The sequence below is a fragment of the Microbispora sp. NPDC049633 genome (genome assembly GCF_040675265.1).
Classification (GTDB): domain Bacteria; phylum Actinomycetota; class Actinomycetes; order Streptosporangiales; family Streptosporangiaceae; genus Microbispora; species Microbispora maris.
This window is the reverse complement of the sequence record NZ_JBFAOO010000093.1, coordinates 1-20,788: the sequence shown is the minus strand read 5'-3', so window position 1 is coordinate 20,788 and position 20,788 is coordinate 1. Positions and strand designations below refer to the sequence as shown.

The following is a 20,788-nucleotide window of genomic DNA, read 5'->3' as shown; positions in this document are numbered from 1 at the left end:
CGCGATCAGATCGGAGAAAAGACATGAACGACGAGATCGCGGCGCTCTCCCGGGTCGCCACGTGGCCGCACGCCGACCGGCGCACCAGGATCGTGCTGGCCAATCAGTTCACGGCCGCCGGGCTCGACGCGGAAGGGTTCGAGTTCTTCGCGGACCTGTCGTCCCGGACGCCGGGCGACGGACTCCTGCTGGCGCTCGCCGGCGCCTTCCAGTCCCGATTGGACGGCCAGGCCGAGGCGGCGATCGCCAAGCTCGACGCCGCCACCGCGCTGGACCTCGGGCTCCCCCACTACTACCGCGGGATCTCCCTGGCCGGCCTGCCCGGGTGCGCGGGCCGCGCCGAGACCGTGGTCGCGGATCTGGAGTTCGTCCTCATGGTCAAGGACCAGTTCCCGCCGGGCTTCATGCGACCCGTCCACGCGGCGCTGTCACGCGCGTACGACCTTCTCGGACGCACCGGGGACGCGGCGCGGGCACGCGGCCGGGCCGGTCACCTGATCACCGACTACTGGGCGAATCCCGAGGACGGGTTCCGCTTCGTCCCCCCTCGCCTGGTCGAACACGCGCCAGGCGTGTACGTGGCGCAGGGCTACGACTTCGCCGACGTCGGTTTCGTCGTCACCGGCACCGGGGTGGTCGCCGTGGACGCCGCCAGTACGCCCGGGCACGCGGCCGCGGCGCTCCGCGCACTCCGCGAGATCACCGAGCTGCCCGTCACCCACGTGATCCTCACGCATGCCCATCTGGACCATGCCGGCGGCCTCGACGCCCTCACCGCCGACGGCGCCATGGTGATCGCCCAGGCGAACTTCCCCCACGAGCTCGCGCTCCAGAACTCCGGCCCACCACCGCTGGGCTACTACCTTCCGCGCGGTCACGGCCGTCAGACCCACGTCGCCCCAGACCGGCTGGTGGACGCCGTGGAGAAGCTGACCGTCGGCGGCGTGGACTTCACGCTCGTCCCGATCGCGGGAGGAGAGACCGAGGACGGGCTGGTCATCCACCTCCCGGGCCTGGAGGTGGCCTTCGTCGGCGACATGTGCATGCCCTATCTGGGCTCGCCGACCCTCGCGGAAGGCTCCGCGCAGGGCCTGTTCGACGCGATGCGGACGGTCATGGACCTGCGGCCGCGCACGCTCGTCCACGGGCACCCGGCGCTGACCGAGAACTACCCGATCGAGGCCTTCCCCGGGCTGCTGACGGCACTGCGCGACCTGGAGCGGATCGTCACGGACGGCATCTCGGACGGCCTGACGCTCGCCGAGATCCTGCGGCTCAATCACCTGCCGGACGTGCTCGGGGACCATCCCTCGGCGGTCATGCCCTACCTGGTCACCCGCGACAACTTCATCCAGCGCGTGCACCGCCAGCGGACCGGATACTGGCACCGGAGCGGCGAGGGCGTCGAGCACTTCACCCCCGCAGAACTGTCGGCCGCGCTGGACCTGCTGGGCGGCCGGAGCGCGGCGGCCTTCGTCACGGCGGGCCTCGAACTCGCCCGGCGCGGCGAGCACCCGCTGGCCCTGCACGTCGTCGGCCTGGGACTGCTCAGCCATGCCGGCGCCGCCGAACTCGTCGGCCTGCGGCAGAGCCTGCTGGAGTCGATGGTCGCGCGGAACCAGCTGCTCAACCCCTTCAAGTTCATGCACTACGCCTCACTGGCCGGTCTCGAGCTGGAACCGGCGGAAGGTGAGGCTGACGCGTGGCCCGGCCGAGCGGGCGCGGGGGACGGCGTGGGCCCAGGCGAGCTGGGTGGCGGCGGTCATCAGCAGCAGGGAGCCGTGCTCGAGGACGACCTCGGTGCGGTGCGCCCGGTCGACGCTGCGGAACACCAGGGGACGTGGCGCCCCGAGTGAGACGATCGCGATCGCGCTGCCGGACACCAGGCCGCTGTAGGAGTCCCGATGGAAGCCCATGGTGTTGTCGCCGGTCTCGTACAGGTTGGCCAGGCAGTTGTTGAACGGGTGCCCGGCGTACTCGGCGGCGCGGCCGGCGATCAGCGCGACCCGCGGCGGCATGTCCACCGGGTCGTAGTGCTGACCGGAGTAGTTGCCGGACTCTACGCCGGCCGCCGCGAGGGAGAGCAGTCATTTACACCCGGCTGAACGGCGTCAGCGGCGTGCGGCCGGCAGGGGGAGGATGCCGAGGCTCGCGTCGAGGCCGCCGTCGACGACCAGCGTGGTCCCGGTGACGTACGACGCGGCCGGCGAGGTGAGGAACCAGACGGCCTCGGCCTGCTCCCGGGGCTCGGCGAACCGCTGCAGCGGCACGCGGCGCGCGATCTCGGCGGTGAGCACCGGGTCCCGGCGGACGCCGGCGTTGATCCGCGTCCGGGTGAGGCCGGGGGCGAGGGCGTTGACCCGGATGCCGTCGCGCGCGTGGTCGATGGCGGCGGCGCGGACGAGGTTGATCACGGCGCCCTTCGAGGCGTTGTAGGCCCAGTTACCGGGGTCGGCACGCATCCCCGCGACGGAGGCGGTCACGACGATTGCGCCGCCTCCCGCCGCGCGCAGCGCGGGCGCCGCCGCCCTGATGCCCAGGATCGGCCCGCGGAGGTTGACGGCGATGACGCGGTCGGCGGCCTCCACGGCGCCGGGGTCCTCCCAGGGCCGGGTGCCGCCGATGCCGGCGTTCAGCACGACCGCGTCGAGACGGCCGAACTCCCGCACCGCGAGCGCGACGGCGGCCTGGTCGGCCTCCTCCGAAGACACGTCGCCGGCCAGCGTCACCACGCGGTCGAGCGTGGCGAGCTCCTCCAGCGCCTGCTCGTCGTGGTCCATGGCGAGCACGGCGACGCCGCGCTCGGCGTACAGCTCGGCAATGGCCCGGCCGATGCCCGAGCCCGCGCCCGTCACGAGCACGGCGTGCGGACCGGGGACGGATGTGTTCATAAACCCACACTACCTACACGGAACACCTGTAGCTTTTGATCTCGCCGAGCGCTCCCGCGGTTCCCCGCCATGGCGGGGAACCGCGGGCCGACGGCTACAGCGACCTGAGGAAGGCCAGACCGTCCACGGCGAGGGAGTCCTGGCTCGGTGCGAGCGGCCGCCAGATGGAGGCCGCGGTGGCGATCGTCTGGTTGTGGGCAGTGAAGGATTCGATGACGAGGGGGCCCGCATAGTCCGCTTCACGCAGGGCCCGGGTGAAGGCGGGCCAGTCGAAGCGATCGGCGCCTGGTGTGCCCCGATCCGTTCCGCAGACCTGCACATGCGCGATCCGGCCCGCCGCGGCGCGCACGGCTTGCGCCGGATCCTTCTCCTCGATGTTCATGTGATAGACGTCGAGCGCCAGGCCGCATCCGTCGGGCAATGCATCGAGAGCCTGCTCGACGGTGTTGAGCAGACTGGTCTCGTAGCGGTTGAGCGGCTCGACCGCGATCGCCACACCGCGTTCGCCGGCGTAGTCGACCACGGGTTGCAGGTTGTTCCGGAGCTCGGTGTAGATCGTCCGGCGCTCGCCGTACGACATCCGCCAGGTCCTGCCGACAGAGGCGTAGGCGGGCCCGCCGATCACCGGGGAGCCCACGGCCACCGCCACGTCCACGCAGTGCCGCAGGTAGTCCTGCGTCTCCTCCACTACCCCGGCCGTGGCCGCCACGAGCTCCCGCCCCGGCGGCATGACCAGCACCACCGATGCCTTCAGCCCGTGCTCGGCCAGCAGTGCCGCGGCCTTGTGAGGATCCCAGTCGCCGGGCCGCTCCACCGGCAGCTCGATGACGTCGAACCCCCAGGCCGCGACCCGGGGCACCAGGGACGCGAGGTCGCCGTCCGTCAGCGGCGACACCCACACCCAGGTGTTCACTCCGAGAGGGAACGCGGTCATCCCTTCTTACCGCCCCACTTCTCGGGGAAGCCCGGCATCCCCTCACAGCCGCACAGCGCGTAGTGCAGCGGCGGCATGTTCGGCTGCAGGTACCGGTCGAGGTTCTCCGATGTGATCTTGGGCTGCGGGAGGTTCCACACCTTCGGCACCTCCTCACCCTTGAGGATCTTCAGGGCGGCGATGATCGGTGTGCGCCACTGGTAGGTGGGGTACGTGGGAGCGACGGCGGTCAGACCGTCGTCCTTCCACTTACGCAGGAAGTCCTGCTGGTCTTCACCGGTCATCGGCGGGACGGGCATGCCGGCGTCCTCGAACGCCTCGGCGACGGCCACGGAGGTGGCTCCCGAGTCCATCCAGACGCCGTCGAGCTTGCCGTGCCGCTGGATGTAGTCGTTGACGATGCCCTTGGCCTTGGCCGCGTCGCCGTCGGTGAACTCCACACCGACGACCTGGAGGCCGCTGGAGTCGAAGGCGGCCTTCGCCGCCGACCAGCGGGTCTCCAGTACATCCACCCCGGGGCTGATGCGCAGCGCCAGGATCTTCCCGCCGGCCGGCACCTTCTCCACGAGGAACTCGGCCGCGTCGGCACCGAACGCGTAGCCGCCGATCGGCTTGATGAACGTCACCGGGCAGTCGGTCTCCACGCCCCGGTCGAAGACGATGACCGGGACCTTGCCGCAGGCGCCCTTGACCGCCGGAGTGAGCGTCGCCGTGGTGTTGGGCGAGACGATCAACGCGTCGCATCCCTTGGCCTGCAGCTCGGCGATGTCAGAGATCTGCTTGTCGTCCTTGCCCTCGGCGTCGAGGGCGGTGAACTGGGAAATCTCCTTGTGCAACGCCACCTCGGCCTGCATGGTCTTCCAGCCGACCTGCCGCCAGGGGTTGTCGACCGCCGCGTTGGAGAAGCACAGGTGGTACGGCCCATCCTTCTTCTTGTACTCGGCGGTGGACACCATCTGCGGCGCGATGGCCTGCTCCCAGGGCTTGTCCGCCGGTCCCTCCGCCGTCTGCGAACGCATCGCGAGCTGAGCGTCGTAGTCGGCCTGGACGAAGAACTTGGACTGCTCGCCGGTCCCCGAGGCCGGCGCCGTCGAAGCGGCCGCGGTCGGCGCCGTGTCGGCGGCTGTGTCGGCGGCGGTGGTGGTGCTGGGCTTGTCGCTGGTGCAGCCGCCGACGGCGAGCACCGTCAGAGCCGCAACGGCGAGGATGAGCGGTCTATGACGCGACATGGGCGCCTCCTTTTATCTTCGGGGGGTTGAGGAAGGGAAGACGGATGGCCCCGGCCGCTACGGCGGCGATGATGACGACGCCCTGCACGGTGTACTCAAGCGCCCCGGAGATGCCGTACAGGTTGAGCAGGGTGAACAAGGACTCCAGGGTGAACGCCCCGGCCATCGCGGCGATGACCGTGCCGCGGCCGCCGCCGAGGACGACGCCGCCCAGGACGACAGCGGTGATGGCCTGGAACTCCAGTCCCTGGCCGACCTGGGCCGACACTCCGGCGAACCCACCGAGCAGGATTCCGGCCACTGCGGCGGACAGGCCGGAGAGAGTGAACGCGATGATCTTCACCCTGGTGACCCGTACGCCGGACAGGGCGGCCGCGCGCTCGTTGTCGCCGGTGGCGATGAGCGTCCTACCGAAGTTCGCCCGCATCAGCAGCACGGCCGCGACGGCGACGACCACGACGATGAGCACGGCCCATCCGGTCTCTCTGCCGAATACGCGGAAGGCTGGGGAGAGCGCGCCGCGCGGTGCGCCGCCCGTCCACAGGAAGACCGCGCCGGACAGCACGAGCATCATGCCGAGCGTGGTGATGAACGACGGCACGCGGAGGAGGGTCGTCACCGCACCGTTGACCAGACCGACGAACAGGCCGAGAACGATCAGCAGGGCCAGAACCGGCCAGGTCGCCGCCTCGTCCCCGTCGATCAGGCGGGCGGCGACGACCACCTCGACGGTGACCAGCGATCCGACCGAGAGGTCGAACTCGCCGGAGACGATCACCAGGTACTGCCCGGCGGCGAGGATGACCAGGGGCGCGGCGCGCCTGACAAAGGAGAGGAACCCGGCGGGCTCGAGGAAGAACGGGTTGGCGATCGCGATGGCGGCCAGCAGCACCGCCAGCACCGCGAGGATCGGCAGCGTACGCTTCACGTCCGCCTCCTTCCGGCCAGGCCCGTACGCCGGGCGTAGACGGCGACGGCGACGATGATCACCACGCCCCGCACGACGTCCTTGAAGAAGGAGTTCACTTCCAGCTGGTTGAACACACTGTCCAGGACGGCGAGCAACAGCACGCCGCCCACGGTGCCCGCGACTCCTCCTCTCCCCCCGGCCAGCGCGGTGCCGCCGAGGACGACGGCGGCGATGGACTCGAGGTCGTATCCACCGTCGGTGCCCACGGTCGGGGCTCCGGCGCCGAGCCTGCTGGCCAGCAGCAGTCCCGCGATGCCGGCACAGAGCGAGCACAGCACGTGCGCGATGATGATCACCCGATCCGTGCGGATGCCGGACAACCTGGCGACCTCGACGTCGCCGCCGACGGCGTAGACGCGGTAGCCGTATTTGGTCCGGCTGAGCAGGAACCAGGCGACGAGTGCGACCGCGGCCCAGAGCAACGCCGAGACGGGCACGGGGCCCAACCGGTCGTAGCCGAGGCCCTGGAAGGACTCCGGCACCCGGCCGGCCGGGCCGTCGTAGAGGTGGTCCAGGATTCCCCTGATGATCAGTGCGACGCCGAGCGTGGCGATGAAGGCGTGCACGCGCAACTTGGTGATCACAAGGCCGTTGGCCAGCCCGACCAGCGCGCTCACTCCCACGACGGCGCCGACCGCGAGCACGATGTTGGAGTCCTGGCCCGCCATGGTCACCGCCGCGACCAGCGAGGTGAGGCTGATCAGGTAGGCGACCGACAGGTCGAGGGATCCCGCCAGGATGGCCAGTGTCTGGCCTACCGCGACGATCCCGAGCGCCGCCGAGCGCTGCTGCACCCCGACGACGGTCTCCATGGTGAGGAACTGACCGCCGTCCACGGCGACCAGCGCCCAGCCCACGAGGATCACGCCGGCCAGCGCCAAAAAGACGACACTCGTGGGGTTGACCAGCGCCGCGAACCCGGCCCTGCGGTCAGAAAGCACGTTCTGGGTCATGGGGACACCTCGCCCGCGGCCAGGCTCATGATGGCCTCCTCTGAGGAGCCCGCGGGAAGGGTGCCCGCGATGCGGCCCTCCCGGAGCACGACGATGCGGTCGCTCATGCCGATCAGCTCGGGCAGCTCGGAGGAGATCATCATGATCGCGACGCCGCCTTCGGCCAGCTCGCGCATCAGGTCGTGGATGGCCGCCTTGGCGCCCACGTCGACCCCACGGGTGGGCTCGTCGAACAGGAGCACCTTCGGTGCGACGGTCATCCACTTGGCGAGCACGACCTTCTGCTGGTTGCCGCCGGACAGATAGCGAACCTCCTGCTCCTCCCGGGGCGGCTTGAGCCGTACACGGTCCAGCATTTCCCGCACCGCGCCGCGGCGAGCACCACGGCCCATCGCGCGGGTCACGAGAAGGGCGTTGTCGCGCACCGACTGGCGCAGGGCCAGGCCCTCGCTCTTGCGGTCCTCGGTCACCAGGCCGATTCCGGCCCGGATCCCCTCACGGACCGAGTGCGGGCGCACCGGCGTCATCTCGCCCCGGGTGAACGGCTCGGCGCCGAACAGGGCCTTGGCCAGCTCCGATCGGCCGGACCCCTGAAGCCCGGCGATGCCGACGATCTCTCCCGCGTTCAGCTTCAGGTCGATGTCGTGCAGCCGGTCGTTGCCGCCGCCGGTGACCTGGAGCCGTGTCTCCCCGACCGAGGTGGAGCGTGGCGGGAAGTAACCGTTCAGATCGCGCCCGACCATGAGGCGGACCAGATCCTCGGAGGTGACGTCCCCGGTGGCGACCGTGGTGACCAGCCTGCCGTCCTTGATGACCGTCACGTGATCGCTGAGGTCGAACACCTCGCGCAGCCGATGAGAGATGTAGAGGACGGCGATGCCTCGCTCCTGCAATCGCCGCACCAGCCGGTAGAGCAGTTCGACCTCGTGCTCGGCGAGCGCGGCGGTGGGCTCGTCCATCACGACGATCCGGGCATCGAGCGACAGGGCCTTGACGATCTCCACGACCTGCTGCTGAGCGACCGACAGGCGCTTGACCAGCTGCCGGGGGCCGAAGGAGTCCTCACCCAGTTCGGCGAGCAGCCGGGCGGTCTCGGTGTCCATCGCGGTCCGATCGACCAAGCCGCGCCGTACCGGTTCCCTGCCGAGGAAGACGTTCTCGGACACGGTCCGCTCGGGCAGCAGGTTGAACTCCTGGTAGATGATCGCCACGCCGGCGTGCTGGGCGTCCAGCGGATGGCCGAACGATACGCGCCGGCCGTCGATCTCGATCGTCCCCTCGTCGTGTGCGTGCACTCCGGCGAGGATCTTCATGAGCGTGGACTTGCCCGCTCCGTTCTCCCCCACGATCGCGTGGACCTCGCCCGCCGCGACCGCGAGGTCGACGCCGGATAACACCCGCACGCCGAAGAAGCTCTTGGCGATGCCCGTCATGGTCAGCATCGGGTCTACTCCGCCGCGGGAACGGAAGAGAGAAAGGCCGCGCGGATTCGCGTGGCGCGGTCACCCACAGGGGCGAAGTAAGTAAGGGCCCGGCCAATGCCGTACTGCTGGGCTCTCTGGATTCTCGGCTCGGGCACGCTGTTGACACAATTCATAAACTCGCTCCCGACCGGCACCCGGTCTGCCGTCAGAACTTTAGGTGTGCCGCCACATATCGCCGTGAGCGTATACACGACTTATGACTTCGGTCAAGCAAAAGGCGGCGTAGTGTAAGTCATAAGGAAACGTCGAGTACGAAGGAGCGCCAGTGGCTCAGGGCATGCCCGGTGGGACCGGAGCGGGAGCACTACTCTCGATCCTGCGCGACGGGCGGGCGCGTACCCGCGCTGAGCTGGTCCAGCTCACTGGTCTGTCGAGGAGCGCGGTGTCCCAGCGGATCGACGCTCTGCTGCACCAGCGCTTGATCCTGCCCGCCGAGGAGACGACTCCATCGGGCGGCAGGCCCGCCACCGCCTTCTCCTTCAACCGTGAGGCCCGCGTGGTGCTCGCCGCCGACCTCGGCGTCACCCACGCCAGGATCGCCGTCAGCGACCTCGGTGGCGCGGTCCTGGCAGAACGTGCCGCCGACCTGCCCATCGACAGCGGACCTGAGCCGACGCTGAGCTGGGTGCTCGACACCTTCCGCGAGCTGCTCGCCGAATGCGGTCACATCGCGTCGGACGTATGCGGAGTCGGCGTCGGCCTCCCCGGCCCCGTGGACCACGAGAGCGGCACGGCGGTCAACCCTCCGATCATGCCGGGCTGGGACGGCTTCCCCGTGCCCGACTGGCTCGGCGAGCGGCTCGGCGTTCCTGTGCTCGTCGACAACGACGTGAACATCATGACGCTGGGCGAGCACTGGGCCGTCTACCCCGAGGTCGAGCACCTGATCTTCGTCAAGGCGGGCACCGGCATCGGCTGTGGCATCATCGCCGGACGCCGGCTGCATCGCGGCGCCCGGGGCGCCGCAGGGGATATCGGCCACATTCGCATCCCCACCATCGACCAGGTGCAGTGCCGCTGCGGCTACGTCGGCTGCCTGGAGGCCGTGGCCGGCGGCGCGGCTCTGGTCGCCCGCCTCCGCGACGTGGGGCTTGACGTCGCCAACGGCCGGGACGTCGTCCGCCTGACCAAGGAAGGCAATCCCCTGGCCATCCGCCTTGTCCGGCAGGGCGGCAGAGAGGTCGGCAGCGCGCTCGCCTCGATCGTCAACTTCTTCAACCCCACGCTGATCGTGATCGGCGGCGACCTGGTCGAGGCGGGCGATCACCTTCTGGCAGGCGTCCGCGAAATGATCTACGGCCGCTCGTTGCCACTGGCCACCCAGAGTCTCGGCATCCGTGCCAGCGAGCTCGGTGACCGGGCGGGCGTCACCGGCGCCGCTGTCATGGTCATCGAGCGCATCCTGGCTCCCGAGACCGTCGATCGGTCAGTCACCACGTGACTTCTGTCGAATCACGGCATAACTATCCGCCGATCGTCGCAGAACCTGCGCCTGGCCTCCCGGCAGGTTCTTCTATTCAGGCCCTTTACAAGTCAGACGCGTGCCGCGAAAATATCGCACCCCGAAAAGCGCCCCAATTGGTTGGCGGGCCACCCCTTCGGTGAAGGGGGGCCCGTTTCCTTTCTGGTGCCGCCGCCGGTTCAGGTCTGGTTGAACAGCGAAAGGGTCAGGGTGGAGTGGTATTCGCCGGCGGCGACGTCGACGGGGGTGCGCAGGGCCAGATCGGCGTTGACCTCCGAAGTGCCGATCTCGTCGGCGGAGTTGGCGGTCGACACGAGAAGCTCCTGGCCCTCCAGACCCACGGCGGGGGCTCCGGAGCCGTCGGAGATGACACTGGAGACCGGCTCACCGGCCGACACCGCCCCGGTGGAGGAGTCGGTCAGCAGGCGCGGCTTCCAGCCCAGGTACTGCGGGCCGATGGTCTTGGCCGGGTCGTCGGCCGCGACGAACTGGCTCGACTGGCCCACGACCGCCCAGAACTCACCCTCGGGGATCTCCTCGGGGCTTCGGGTGTCGCTCACCGTGACCGTCGGCAGGGTGCCGGTGAACTGACGGGCGGCAGCATCCGAGCCGTTCTCGGTGAGGGACACCCCGTCGTTGTCGGCGACCGTCATCGACAGCTGACCGGGGGTGGTGGTGGGCTCGATGTGCACCGACACGTCGATTCCGTCGCCAGAGCCGTCGCCGGGTCCGTCGGCCGCCATCGCGGGACCGACCACACCCGAAAGCGCCAGGCCGAGCACCGACACGGCCAGTATCTGGGCGGTTCTCTTGGTCTTCACGTGATGACTCCATTTTTTGGGAGGCATGGGGGGCGGGGCCGGCCGCAATCGTCCAGCCGGCCGGCCCCGGTTACTACTGTTCAGTACGGCGGTCAGGCGCAGCTGATCGCGTTGTAGGCGGCGTCGTAGGTCGAGGTGACCTGCTTGCCATCGATCGTCGCGGTCCCCTCAACCGTCACCTTGCCCGCGCCGATCTGCCCGGCCCGCGCGTTGAAGGACTGATAGGCCTGCTTGCCCGGGGCCACGTCGGCCACGGTCTTGGAACCGTACGGAGTCGTCAACGTCACGCTCGCCGGCACATCGGCGTCGTTGACGGCCGTCACCGCCACGTACGCCGTCGTGCCCACGCAGCGGGACGAGGCGCTCACGGTCAGCGGGACGCCGGGAGCGGAAACCGGCGTGAAGCCGAACCGCTGGTTGTCGGCGTTGCTGCAGGTCCACTGGATCAACGCGGCGCCGTCGGCCTTGGAGTTGCCGTTGATGTCGAGGCACAGGCCACTCACCGCCGAATTGACCTGGTAGGCATCTCCGGATGGAATGAGATAGAAGCGCTGGTTGACCTGGTCCTTATGTCCGTCGGGATGGCAGGAGTACTGGACGAGTTGGGTGCCCGTCGCGGTCGAGCCGGTCGGCACGTCAAGGCACTTGCCGCTCTTGACGTTCTTGAGCTGGTAGGCGCCCGCGGTGAAGGGAATGGCCTCCCACTGCTGCTCGCCGCCCTCCGTCGCACTCATCTGAACGATCTTTGCGTCATCGGCGGTCGAGGCGTTCTGCGGCGTGATGTACTTGCCGCTGTGCTTCGGGGCGATGGTGTAGACACCCTTGGCCCCTCCGCCGACCGTGATCGTCGTGACCATGCCTGCCCACTTCTTGCCGTCGTAGCCGGAGTGGAGCCTGCAGATGACCGTCCAGGTCCCTTCCTTGTTCAAGGTGTATGAGACCGGCGGACCTCCCGGCGAGACAGCGCCCTTGGTGACCTCGAAGATGTCGCCACCGTTCGGGTCCGGATTGCCGCCGGGCGGCACGAGCCAGACATCGTGCGGCATCCCCGCATCCGGCACGTTGAAGTGCCAGGTGACGGTGCCACCGCGGGTGATCTCGCAGTTGTCGGGACTCCACCCCGTGCCCATGGCGAAGATGTCGCACGTCGTGGGGAGCGTCCTGCCGCCGTCGAGCACCGTGAAGACGGCGCTCTGCGGGCTGGAGGTGTTCCCGGAGTAATCGGTGGCCCGGTAGTCGACCGTGTACTTCCCCGGGTTCTTGATCTGGACCGGTGCGTCGTAGGCGGTCCACGCTCCGCCGTTGACGCGGTACTCGGTCTTTTCCACGCCGGCACAGCCGACATCGTTGGCGGTGAGCTTGAGCGTGGCCGAGTCGATGTAGGTGTTCTGCTGGCTGGGGTGGGCCCGGCCCTCGATCTGGTGCGACACCGTCGGTGCCTGGGTGTCCTCCGCGCAGGTGGTGGAGGGCTTGAACTCGATCTTGACCAGCTCCATCTTCATCGTGGAGTTGGCCTGGTTGCGGCAGCAGCCGAAGGTCCAGCGCCCCATGTAGAGGGCGCCGTCGGGCCCGAACCTGGTCGGGATCACGAAGCTGCTGTTCGGCGTGCCGAAGTGGTTGACCGGCAGCCAGTCGTTGACCCGGAGCATCTGGTTGTTGTCCTCCCGCAGGCGGACCTCCTTCCAGAACCCGTTGTCGGCGCCACGGTTGGTGATCAGCCACGAGCCGTCGTAGTAGGGCGGGAAGGCGCCGGCACCGTAGCTGTCCTTGTATCGGTAGACCGGGCCGGTGACCGGCTGCATGCCCCCGGGGCCCAGGTCGCCGAAGGCCATCGAGTCCTGACCGCCGGGGTTGCCGGGGTACTTGCGCCAGATCGTCGCCGGTTTCGCGGGGCCCGGGATTTCATCGAGGCCCTGGAATGTGGGTTGCGAACTCTTGCCGCCCGGCGGAGCCCAGGCGAGGTCGGCCGGGATCTTGTCGAGCGAGCAGTCGTACTGCTGACCGGTCGAGGAGTTGGTCTCGTAGTTCCAGCGCCACGTGGTGTTGGTCTTCGAGTTGTCGCCGACGCAGAACGGCCAGCCCTGGAAGCCGGGCCCGTCGACCAGATCCCACTCGCAGGTGCCGGCCGGGGCACGGTTGGCCTGGTCCAGCGTGTTGTCGTGGCAGTACTCGCCGACGACGACCGTACCCGGCTTGGCGGGGTCGGTGTGCACCGTGAAGGGCTGCCGGAAGCCCATGGCATAGATCTCCGGCCGGGTCTTCGGCGTCCCCGGCGGGAACATGTTGCCCTTCGGAACCGTGTAGGTCTTGTCCAGGCCGGGGTCGGGGGCGCTCCCTGAGGTCGGAGGCGGAATGTCCTCGATCGGTTTGATGCGCAGGATCTTGCCGCGCAGGTCGGCGGTGTTGGCCGCCGTCTTGCGCGCGTCCCAGCGCTCGGAGGCGCGATGGTCCATCGGCGGGTAGCCGTTGTGGCCGGGCGCGTTCGGGGAGGTGTCGTCGCCGACGCCGAGGTAGAGGTTGCCTTCGGAGTCGAACACGAGGCTCGCGCCGCCGACATGGCCGGGGCCGTTGTCGGTGGGGCCACCCGGGAAGCCTGAGGGGTTGCCCGAGATCTTCGCCTTGGGCACGCGCAGGATCTCCCGCTCGTCGTATGGATGTGCCGGGTCAGCGGCTCCGCCCGCCTGTGCGGGCTCGAACGCGGTGCCGGCCTCGTTCAGCGTGAAGCGGCTGATCAGGTTGTAGCCGACCGTCTGCTGGTTGCCCGTGGTCGGCCAGGCGGGGTTGCGCGGGGAATAGTAGACGTAGATGTCGCGCTTGTTCGGGTTCGACAGGTCGAAGCCCGGCTCCAGGCTCATCCCCAGCACGCCGTCCTCGGAGTTGCCGTGGTCGGCGCGGGTCGGGATCGTCGCGACCGTGGTCGAGTTGTTCGGCGGGCCGTTCGGATCGTGCATCTTCACGTAGCCCTGGGACTGGTAGCCCGTTGTGGGGCCGATCTCGGTCCAGTAGAGCTTGCCGTCCGGCGCCACGTCGAGAGCCATCGGGCCGTTCGCATTGTCGACCAGGGTCGTGCGGGTGAAGTTCGACCACACGGTGCCCGAGCAGTCGGTCTTGTTTCCCTCGCCGGCGACCCAGCGCACCCCTCCGACGATCTGCTTGACCAGCGGGTTGTCGCCGCCGTTCTCGCTGTACCGCACGCCGAAGTGACCTTGCGAGGTCACCCAGGTCCGTCCGTCGTCGTAGGACCGCGGGGTGGCGGTGCCGTCCTTGACCCTGTCGCCGTCGTAGAGCTTGCACCACGTCGTGGGGTGGTCCTGGCCCATTTTCTGGCTGCCGGTGTTGTAGGTGCGCTCGTCGAAGGTCTCGAGCACGTGGTGGGTGCCCCGGACGCTGCGGACGAAGTTGTAGTGCTCGTCGGCGAGCTGGTAGGTGTCGGGCAGGTCTTTGGTGGAGAGGTGGTTGTGGTCGGCGACCTGGACGGTCGCGGCGTTGCCTGTCGCCGACCCGTTCGAGTGGGCGGTCATCGTCGTGCCGATGACGCTGTCCGGCCCGCCGTCCCACCAGTCCCACACGGACACGCCGGCGCCGGCGTCGGTCATGTTGTGCACGGCCGCGATACCGCCGCGGTTCTGGGTGAAGCGGATCAACGCGTCGCGCTGGGCCTGGTCCAGGAGCGGTCCGGTCCGGCCGCCGCCGGCCCATGACCACGACGCGTTCAGGAACAGGATCGCGTTGTATCGGGCCAGGTTCTCGTCGGTGAAGATCCGGGGGTTCTTGTTCGGGTTGTCGCAGTTGTTCGCGCCGCCACCGTTGTTGTCGCAGTCCTCCCAGTCGACCTCGTAGCCTGCGGCCTTGAGAGCGGCCTGCACCACTGGGCGCCCGTTGTCGATCGCCTCCGCGTGCCGGTATCCGGTCGTGCCGGTATAGATGAGGACCCTCTTGCCGTCCTCCTCCTTGGCGAGAGCCGCAAGGGAGCCACTCTCGGCCGGCCCGGTGCTCGTCGCCGGGGCAGCAGCCGCCAGGTGGGTGCTCTTCGCTTGGGCAGTGGTCGCCGGGGTGAGCATCGCAGCCCCGAGAGCGACCGCAGTCAGCGCGGTTAAAGAACGCCTCACACTCCGCGCGGGCAGCGCGGCGTTCCGCATACCACTCACTTCCTCTCCCAATGCGGCGGCGACCAGCCCCGCGGCCGGAGCGATGTGGTTCGACGCCTGAGGTTAGACGTAGCGTCTGTGCCTTTTGTCCATGTGTCAAGGACTTTCTCCACGACAATGAGAAAGTCGACTCCCCCGGTGCAGTCGTTTTGTTTGCCAGTGGCATTAGTTCTCTTGAACAAGACGGTTTCCTCGGTTAGCGTCCCCGCTATGAGCGGGCAGACGGTTCACCGGCGGCTTCTCAGCGTCGCTGCGGCCACAGTTTCGATCGCCGTCGGAGCCCTGGCTCTAACGGCATGTAGCGACGATTCCGGGGAGGCGAGGACGGGGGGGCGCGACCTGACCGCGCTTCGATGCCCGATGGTGGAGGCCGGGCAGAACGGGGGCGTCAACCAGTACAGGCCCGCGGAGAACGCCTTCGACACGGCGGAGCTGCTCGGCTTGGAGCTCGCCGAGGCGCGTGAGAAGGCGGCCCGTCACAACTGCGAGATCATCGTTTCGCGCGAGGACGACAAGAGCCGGCCCGTGCCGATAGAGATCGACCCGACGAGGATCTACGTCTACATCGCGCATGGCGTCGTCAGCCACATAGAAGGGGTCGGTGGTGGGCTCTGAGGCCGGCGACCCGATGCGACCTCTCACCAGGGCTTCCGTAATCGCCGCCGGTCGGCGGTCACGGTGGGTCGTGATCGCGGTGTGGCTCGCGCTCGCGATGCTCGCGGTGCCGCTGCACGCCGAACTCAGCGAGCGGGCCGCCGACGAGAGTGAGACCTTCCTCGTCCGGGGATCGGAGTCGGCTGCGGTCAAGCGGATCGTCGACGAGCGGTTCCGGCGTGGCAGCGAGACAGCGGCGGTGATCGCCTACTTCCGCGAGAGTGGGATCACCGCGGACGACGGACGGCGCGCCGACGCCGACGCCCTCGCGCTGTGCCGGTCCGGCGCGATCCCGAACCTGACGATGGTCGCCACCCCCTACCAACGCGCCTGCGGCGAGACCGATCCGCTCGACATGGGCCCGGGGGCTTCGCTACTCACCTCACCCGACGACACCGTCATCTTGAGCACGGTCCTGATGACCGATGACTCGACGCCCGACATCGAGCAGGCGGTCGCGGCAATCCGCGAGATAGTCCCGTCGGCCGCCGGCGACGCGAACGGATTGAGGGCCTTCGTGACCGGCCGTGCCGGCTTCGAGGCCGATCGACAGGCCGCGTTCGAAGGGATCAACGGGACCCTTTTGGCAGTGACCGTCACTGTACTGCTGCTCCTGCTGCTCGTGACCTATCGCTCGCCGCTGGTTGCTCTGGTACCGCTGGCCGTCGTCGCCCTCGCCTATCTCGTCACCGCCGGCCTCGCCTACGGCCTTGTCGCCGCCGGCCTCACCGCGGTCAGCGGCCAGACGATCTCGATCCTGGTCGTGCTGATGTTCGGTGCGGGCACCGACTACTGTCTGCTGATCGTGGCCCGGTTCCGCGACGAGCTGCGCCGGGCGCGGGACGTCGAGGAGGCGATGGTCGCCGCCGCCCGGCGCACCGCCCCAGCGATTGTCTCCGCCGGAGCGATCGTCGTCGGCGCGATGACGGTCCTCGCCCTTGCCGACTTCAACGCCACGCGCGAGATGGGCCCGATCCTCGCCCTCGGTGTCGCGATCATGGTCTGTGCCGGCCTGACGCTCCTGCCGGCGGTGCTCACCGCCCTCGGGCGACGGGCGTTCTGGCCCGCGATTCCCCACCTCGAGCCCGAGTCCGCGCCTGCGGTCACATTCTGGGGGCGCGTCGCGGGCCTCGTGCACGCACGCCCGAGACTGATCGCCGCGGCGGTCACCGCTGTCCTCGCCGCGGGCGCGCTGGCCGGCATCGGCGCGCGTCCGGCGCTCGACTTCTCCGAGTCCTTCCGCGAGGCGCCGGACTCGGTCCGCGGCCAGCAGGTGATCCGCGACCACTTCACCCCCGGCCGGGCCGCGCCGCTTCGCATCGTCGTAGCCGACGAGGTGGGCGGGAAGGTCCAGAGCGCTCTCACCGAAGGCACGCACACACCCGTCGCCGGCATGCGCGCGGTGGCGAGGTCGGTCGGGGCGGACGGCGACTCCCTGGGTGCGGAGGCGCAAGGCCGGGGAAGCTCCGCGAACGACTTGCTCATCTTCGATGCGGACCTGCGCATGGATCCGTTCTCGGAGCAGTCCACCGACGCGGTCCCCGTGTTGCGCGAGGTCGCCGAGCGCGCGGCCGAGGGCCATACCATCCTGATCGGCGGGACCGTGGCCGAGAACTACGATGCCCGCCAGGCACTCGGCCGTGACACCAGGCTGATCGTCCCGGTCAGCCTTGCCCTGATCCTCGTCGTCCTCGCTGTGCTCCTGCGCGCGGTGGTGATGCCGCTCTACGTGATCGCGACCGTGATCCTCTCCTTCGGCTTCGCCCTCGGCGTCGGTTCCCTCATCTTCACCCACATCCTGGGCCAGCCGGCCTCGGACCCGAATCTGCCGATATACGCGTTCATCTTCCTCGTCGCCCTGGGCGTCGACTACAACGTGTTTCTCCTCAGCCGGATCAGCGAGCGGCGTCGACGGCACGAGACCCGCCGTGCGGTGACGGAGGCCCTGGAGCGAACCGGTGGCGTGATCACCTCTGCCGGCCTCGTGCTCGCCGCCACCTTCGCGACTTTGATGGTGCTTCCGATGGAGGCGCTGTTTCAGATCGGCTTTGTGGTCACCCTGGGCCTGCTCGCCGACACCTTCCTCGTCCGGGCCCTGCTCGTCCCCGCTCTCGCGGTGATGCTCGGCGAGCGAAACTGGTGGCCGTTCAAGCAGACCGCTACTCCGGGCTGACGTCGCCGGTGCTGTGACCCAGGCGAAAACCATGGAATCAGGGCTGCGAGATCCACCAGCGGACGGCCGCGGCGGCCGTCTGCGGCGGCACCTGGTGCCCGCCGCGGAACTCCTCGTACGTCACCTCGTAACCGCTCTCCCTCAGCTCGGGGACGAGCCGCCTGCTGCACTGGTCGATCGGCAGCACCCGGTCGGAGGCGCCGTGCGAGACGAAGATCCGGGGACGGCCGTGCCGGATCATCGGCGCCATGAACCCCGGGGAGAACGCGAGCACGGCCTGGAACAGGTCGCCGTTGGCCAGCCCCAGCGACAGCGCGTAGGAGGCGCCGTCGGAGAAGCCGGCCACGGCCACCGCGCCGACGTCGACGGCCACCCGGGAGAACGCCTCCTCCAGCGCGGCGTCGATCCTGGAGACGTCCGCGCCGTACCCGCCGACGATGACGTCCCAGGTGGAGGAGACGGCCTGCGGCGCGAGCAGCAGCACGCCGAGGTCCCCGGACTGGGGAAGCAGCCACTCCAGCGCCTGCTCCGCGGTGCCGCCCGCGCCGTGCAGCACGACGGCGAGCGGGGACGGCCCGGACGCCGCGGCGGGCGGCACGGAGAACAGGGCGCGCCCGTCCAGGCGGTGCACCCCCGGCTCGGGAGGGGACGCCGCCCGTGCGAGGGCCACCGGGCGGGCGGACAACCGGCCGTGCCGCACGCCCTCCTCGGGCCCCGGATGGGGCCGGCTCCGCTCCGGTGTGGCCATCGGCCTCACCTCCCGCCCACGGGTCTACCCCTCCTGCCCGCGGGTCACCGCGATGCGGCCCGGCTTCAGCCGCGGGCGGCGGTGATCACCTCGGCGACCAGGGCCGGCGAGGTGACCTTGCGGACGTACTCGGGCTGGCGCAGCTCACCGCCCATGAAGGGGTACGGGTTGCGGTGGACGGCCGGGCTGGGCTCGTCCACGAGAGCGGCGAAGTGGATCTCCCGTGCCCCGGTCGCCTCGACCACCCGGCTCACGTTGCGCGGGGTGATGCCGCCGCCGGGCATGACGACGAGCCCGTCGCCGGCCCGCCGGACGAGCTCGGCGATCAGCGGCGCGCCCTCCAGGGCGGAGCTGTCCTGGCCGGAGGTGAGCACCCGGTCGACCCCCAGTCCCGCCAGCGTCTCCAGCGCGGCGAACGGGTCGGCCGTCATGTCGAAGGCCCGGTGGAAGGTGACCGACAGCCCTCCGGCCGCCTCGATCAGGCGCTTGGACACCTCGGTGTCCACCTCGCCCGCCGGGGTGAGCGCCCCGATCACGACCCCCTGCGCCCCGGCCTCGCGCACCGCCGCCACGTCGCGGACCATGGCCGCCACCTCGTGCTCGTCGTAGACGAAGTCGCCGCCGCGGGGCCGGATGATCACGTGGACCCGGATCGTCGAGACCGCCGCCAGCGTGGCCTCGACCGTGCCGAGGGTGGGCGTCAGGCCGCCCTCGAACAACGCGGCGCACAACTCCACGCGGTGCGCGCCCGCGCGCTCGGCGGCCAGCGCCCCGGCCGTGCTGTCGATACAGATCTCATACGTCAGGCTCATGCTCTCCCCCATCGAACGTCTTCAGAAAACAGCGCTGATCTCGCCGACCGGGACTCCCCCGCCCAGCACCGGAACGGTCGTGAACTCGGCCGCCGCCGAGACGTCCGCGCCCGCGGCCCGCAGCGCGGCGAGCGCGACGGCGGTCGTCGCCCGGGGGCCGCCGTCGATCGCCTTGACGGCCGCCGCGTGCCCGGAGGCGAGCGCCACGACCAGCACTCCCTCGGCGCCGCCCTTCACCACGGCGCCGGGCAGCGCCCGCATCAGCCGGGTGTTCACGTGGCCGGTCCCGCCGACGTACTCGGGGTGGGCCCGCATGGCGTCGGCGACCGCGCGCGGCGGCGTCCCCGGCGCGGACACGGCCATGGCGCGTACGGCGCGGGCCAGGCCCGTCAGCGAGATCCCGAACAGCGGCGCGCCGCATCCGTCGACGGCGACGTGGGCGGCCTTCTCCCCCGACAGATCCTCAACCACCCATCTGACCCGGTCCTGCACGAAGTGGCCGGGGTCGAGATAGCCGGCGGTGGGCGCGCCCGCGGCGACGGCGGCGGCGAGCATCGCGGCGTGCTTGCCCGAGCAGTTCATCCGCTCCCGCGACGGCCCGAGGCCCGCCCTGACCAGCGCCTGCCGGGCGGCCTCGTCCTCCGGCCAGTCGGCCGGGCAGCGCAGATCGCCGAAGCCGAGCCCGGCGTCGCCGAGGATCTCGGCCACGAGCCGCACGTGGAAGTCCTCGCCCGTGTGGCTGCCCGCGGCGATCGCGAGCGCGGGGCCCTGCAGGTGGGCCCCGGCGAGCAGGCAGGCGAGGGCCTGGAACGGCTTGGCCGACGAGCGGGGCAGCACCGGCGCGTGCACCGGGCCGCGCGCGACGGCGACCTCGCCGCCGGCCGACAGCGCGACCGCGCTGCCGTAGTGGACGCTCTCCACGAATCCGGAGCGCACGACCTCCGCGAGCGGGGCGTATTCAGCGAGGGACACGAGTGATCTTCCTCCTGCGCGGGCCGCCCCTGCCCGCGACGGAGCGGTCGAGGGAACGGGCGAGCGCGGACAGCGACGCGTTGACCACGAGGTAGACCAGCGCGACGACGATGTAGGTCTGGATGAGCAGGCCGTTGTAGTTGGCCAGGACCTTGCCGCTGTAGAGCAGTTCGGCGTAGCTGACGACGAAGCCCAAAGAGGTGTCCTTCAGCAGGCCCACCGACTGGCTGACGATCGACGGCAGCACCCGCCGGGCCGCCTGCGGCAGCACGACCAGCCGCATCGACTGCCCGTGGGTGAGCCCGAGGGCGAGGGCGGCCTCCCCCTGCCCCCGCTCGACGGACATGATCCCGGCCCGGAAGATCTCGGCGAACGCCGCCGCGTTGGACACGGCCAGCGGCGCCACGAGCTTCCAGAACAGCGGGAGGTCCAGGCCGTACCTCGGCAGCGCGAACAGCACGAGGTAGACCAGCAGCAGCGCCGGGATCGTCCGCACGGCCTCGACGTACGCGGCGGCGGGCAGGCGGACGGCTCGGC

The 20,788-nt window shown here is 69.9% G+C and carries 16 protein-coding genes and 1 pseudogene; 4 read left to right on the top strand and 13 right to left on the bottom strand.

The window, feature by feature from the left end; translation table 11 throughout:
* Positions 1-23: 23 nt before the first annotated feature.
* Positions 24-1,139: pseudogene (locus AB0J39_RS23160) on the top strand (MBL fold metallo-hydrolase); the annotation flags it as partial.
* 516 nt (positions 1,140-1,655) lie between these two features.
* Here the strand turns inward: AB0J39_RS23160 and AB0J39_RS23155 are convergent.
* From AB0J39_RS23155 to AB0J39_RS23125, 7 genes are all read right to left on the bottom strand, one after another.
* Positions 1,656-2,018, bottom strand: a complete 363-nt coding sequence (locus AB0J39_RS23155) for an alpha-ketoglutarate-dependent dioxygenase AlkB (protein WP_363468124.1) — start codon at positions 2,016-2,018, stop codon at positions 1,656-1,658.
* Between the two features lie 93 nt (positions 2,019-2,111).
* A complete protein-coding gene (locus AB0J39_RS23150) occupies positions 2,112-2,891 on the bottom strand; it encodes an SDR family oxidoreductase (protein ID WP_363468114.1) in 780 nt (259 codons plus the stop codon).
* Between the two features lie 94 nt (positions 2,892-2,985).
* On the bottom strand, positions 2,986-3,825 hold the full coding sequence (locus AB0J39_RS23145; RefSeq protein WP_363468112.1) for a sugar phosphate isomerase/epimerase family protein: 840 nt from the start codon (positions 3,823-3,825) through the stop codon (positions 2,986-2,988).
* The gene (locus tag AB0J39_RS23140; RefSeq protein ID WP_363468110.1) at positions 3,822-5,054 is read right to left on the bottom strand and encodes an ABC transporter substrate-binding protein; all 1,233 of its coding nucleotides are present in this window, start codon (positions 5,052-5,054) and stop codon (positions 3,822-3,824) included. The genes AB0J39_RS23145 and AB0J39_RS23140 overlap by 4 nt, the downstream gene beginning before the upstream one ends.
* Positions 5,041-5,982: an ABC transporter permease gene (locus AB0J39_RS23135; RefSeq protein ID WP_363468108.1), complete on the bottom strand. Its 942-nt coding sequence runs from the start codon at positions 5,980-5,982 to the stop codon at positions 5,041-5,043. The genes AB0J39_RS23140 and AB0J39_RS23135 overlap by 14 nt, the downstream gene beginning before the upstream one ends.
* Positions 5,979-6,977 (bottom strand): ABC transporter permease, encoded by a 999-nt coding sequence (locus tag AB0J39_RS23130; RefSeq protein WP_363468106.1) that lies wholly within the window; start codon positions 6,975-6,977, stop codon positions 5,979-5,981. The genes AB0J39_RS23135 and AB0J39_RS23130 overlap by 4 nt, the downstream gene beginning before the upstream one ends.
* The gene (locus AB0J39_RS23125) at positions 6,974-8,419 is read right to left on the bottom strand and encodes a sugar ABC transporter ATP-binding protein (RefSeq protein WP_363468104.1); all 1,446 of its coding nucleotides are present in this window, start codon (positions 8,417-8,419) and stop codon (positions 6,974-6,976) included. The genes AB0J39_RS23130 and AB0J39_RS23125 overlap by 4 nt, the downstream gene beginning before the upstream one ends.
* A 307-nt stretch (positions 8,420-8,726) precedes the next feature.
* On the opposite strand from AB0J39_RS23125, the gene AB0J39_RS23120 reads away from it, so the two are divergent.
* Positions 8,727-9,902, top strand: coding sequence for an ROK family protein (locus tag AB0J39_RS23120; protein ID WP_363468102.1), 1,176 nt, complete (start codon positions 8,727-8,729; stop codon positions 9,900-9,902).
* Positions 9,903-10,102: 200 nt separating this feature from the next.
* Here AB0J39_RS23120 and AB0J39_RS23115 read toward each other — a convergent pair whose 3' ends face one another.
* Together AB0J39_RS23115 and AB0J39_RS23110 are read right to left on the bottom strand one after the other, a co-directional pair.
* Complete coding sequence (locus tag AB0J39_RS23115; RefSeq protein ID WP_363468100.1) at positions 10,103-10,744, bottom strand: hypothetical protein; 642 nt, start codon at positions 10,742-10,744, stop codon at positions 10,103-10,105.
* A 92-nt stretch (positions 10,745-10,836) separates the two neighbouring features.
* Complete coding sequence (locus AB0J39_RS23110; protein WP_363468098.1) at positions 10,837-14,805, bottom strand: ThuA domain-containing protein; 3,969 nt, start codon at positions 14,803-14,805, stop codon at positions 10,837-10,839.
* Between the two features lie 297 nt (positions 14,806-15,102).
* Between AB0J39_RS23110 and AB0J39_RS23105 the strand changes: the two genes are divergently transcribed.
* Positions 15,103-15,507, top strand: coding sequence for a hypothetical protein (locus AB0J39_RS23105; protein ID WP_363468096.1), 405 nt, complete (start codon positions 15,103-15,105; stop codon positions 15,505-15,507).
* 70 nt (positions 15,508-15,577) lie between these two features.
* Positions 15,578-17,719, top strand: coding sequence for an MMPL family transporter (locus tag AB0J39_RS23100; RefSeq protein ID WP_363468094.1), 2,142 nt, complete (start codon positions 15,578-15,580; stop codon positions 17,717-17,719).
* Between the two features lie 37 nt (positions 17,720-17,756).
* On the opposite strand, the gene AB0J39_RS23095 is transcribed toward AB0J39_RS23100, so the two are convergent.
* From AB0J39_RS23095 to AB0J39_RS23080, 4 genes are all read right to left on the bottom strand, one after another.
* Positions 17,757-18,467, bottom strand: a complete 711-nt coding sequence (locus AB0J39_RS23095) for a hypothetical protein (protein ID WP_363468092.1) — start codon at positions 18,465-18,467, stop codon at positions 17,757-17,759.
* 65 nt (positions 18,468-18,532) lie between these two features.
* The gene (locus AB0J39_RS23090) at positions 18,533-19,279 is read right to left on the bottom strand and encodes a copper homeostasis protein CutC (RefSeq protein ID WP_363468090.1); all 747 of its coding nucleotides are present in this window, start codon (positions 19,277-19,279) and stop codon (positions 18,533-18,535) included.
* Positions 19,280-19,300: 21 nt separating this feature from the next.
* On the bottom strand, positions 19,301-20,251 hold the full coding sequence (locus AB0J39_RS23085) for an asparaginase (protein ID WP_363468088.1): 951 nt from the start codon (positions 20,249-20,251) through the stop codon (positions 19,301-19,303).
* A partial coding sequence (locus AB0J39_RS23080; protein WP_363468086.1) for an amino acid ABC transporter permease occupies positions 20,238-20,788 on the bottom strand: 551 nt, incomplete at its 5' end. The genes AB0J39_RS23080 and AB0J39_RS23085, both read right to left, overlap by 14 nt.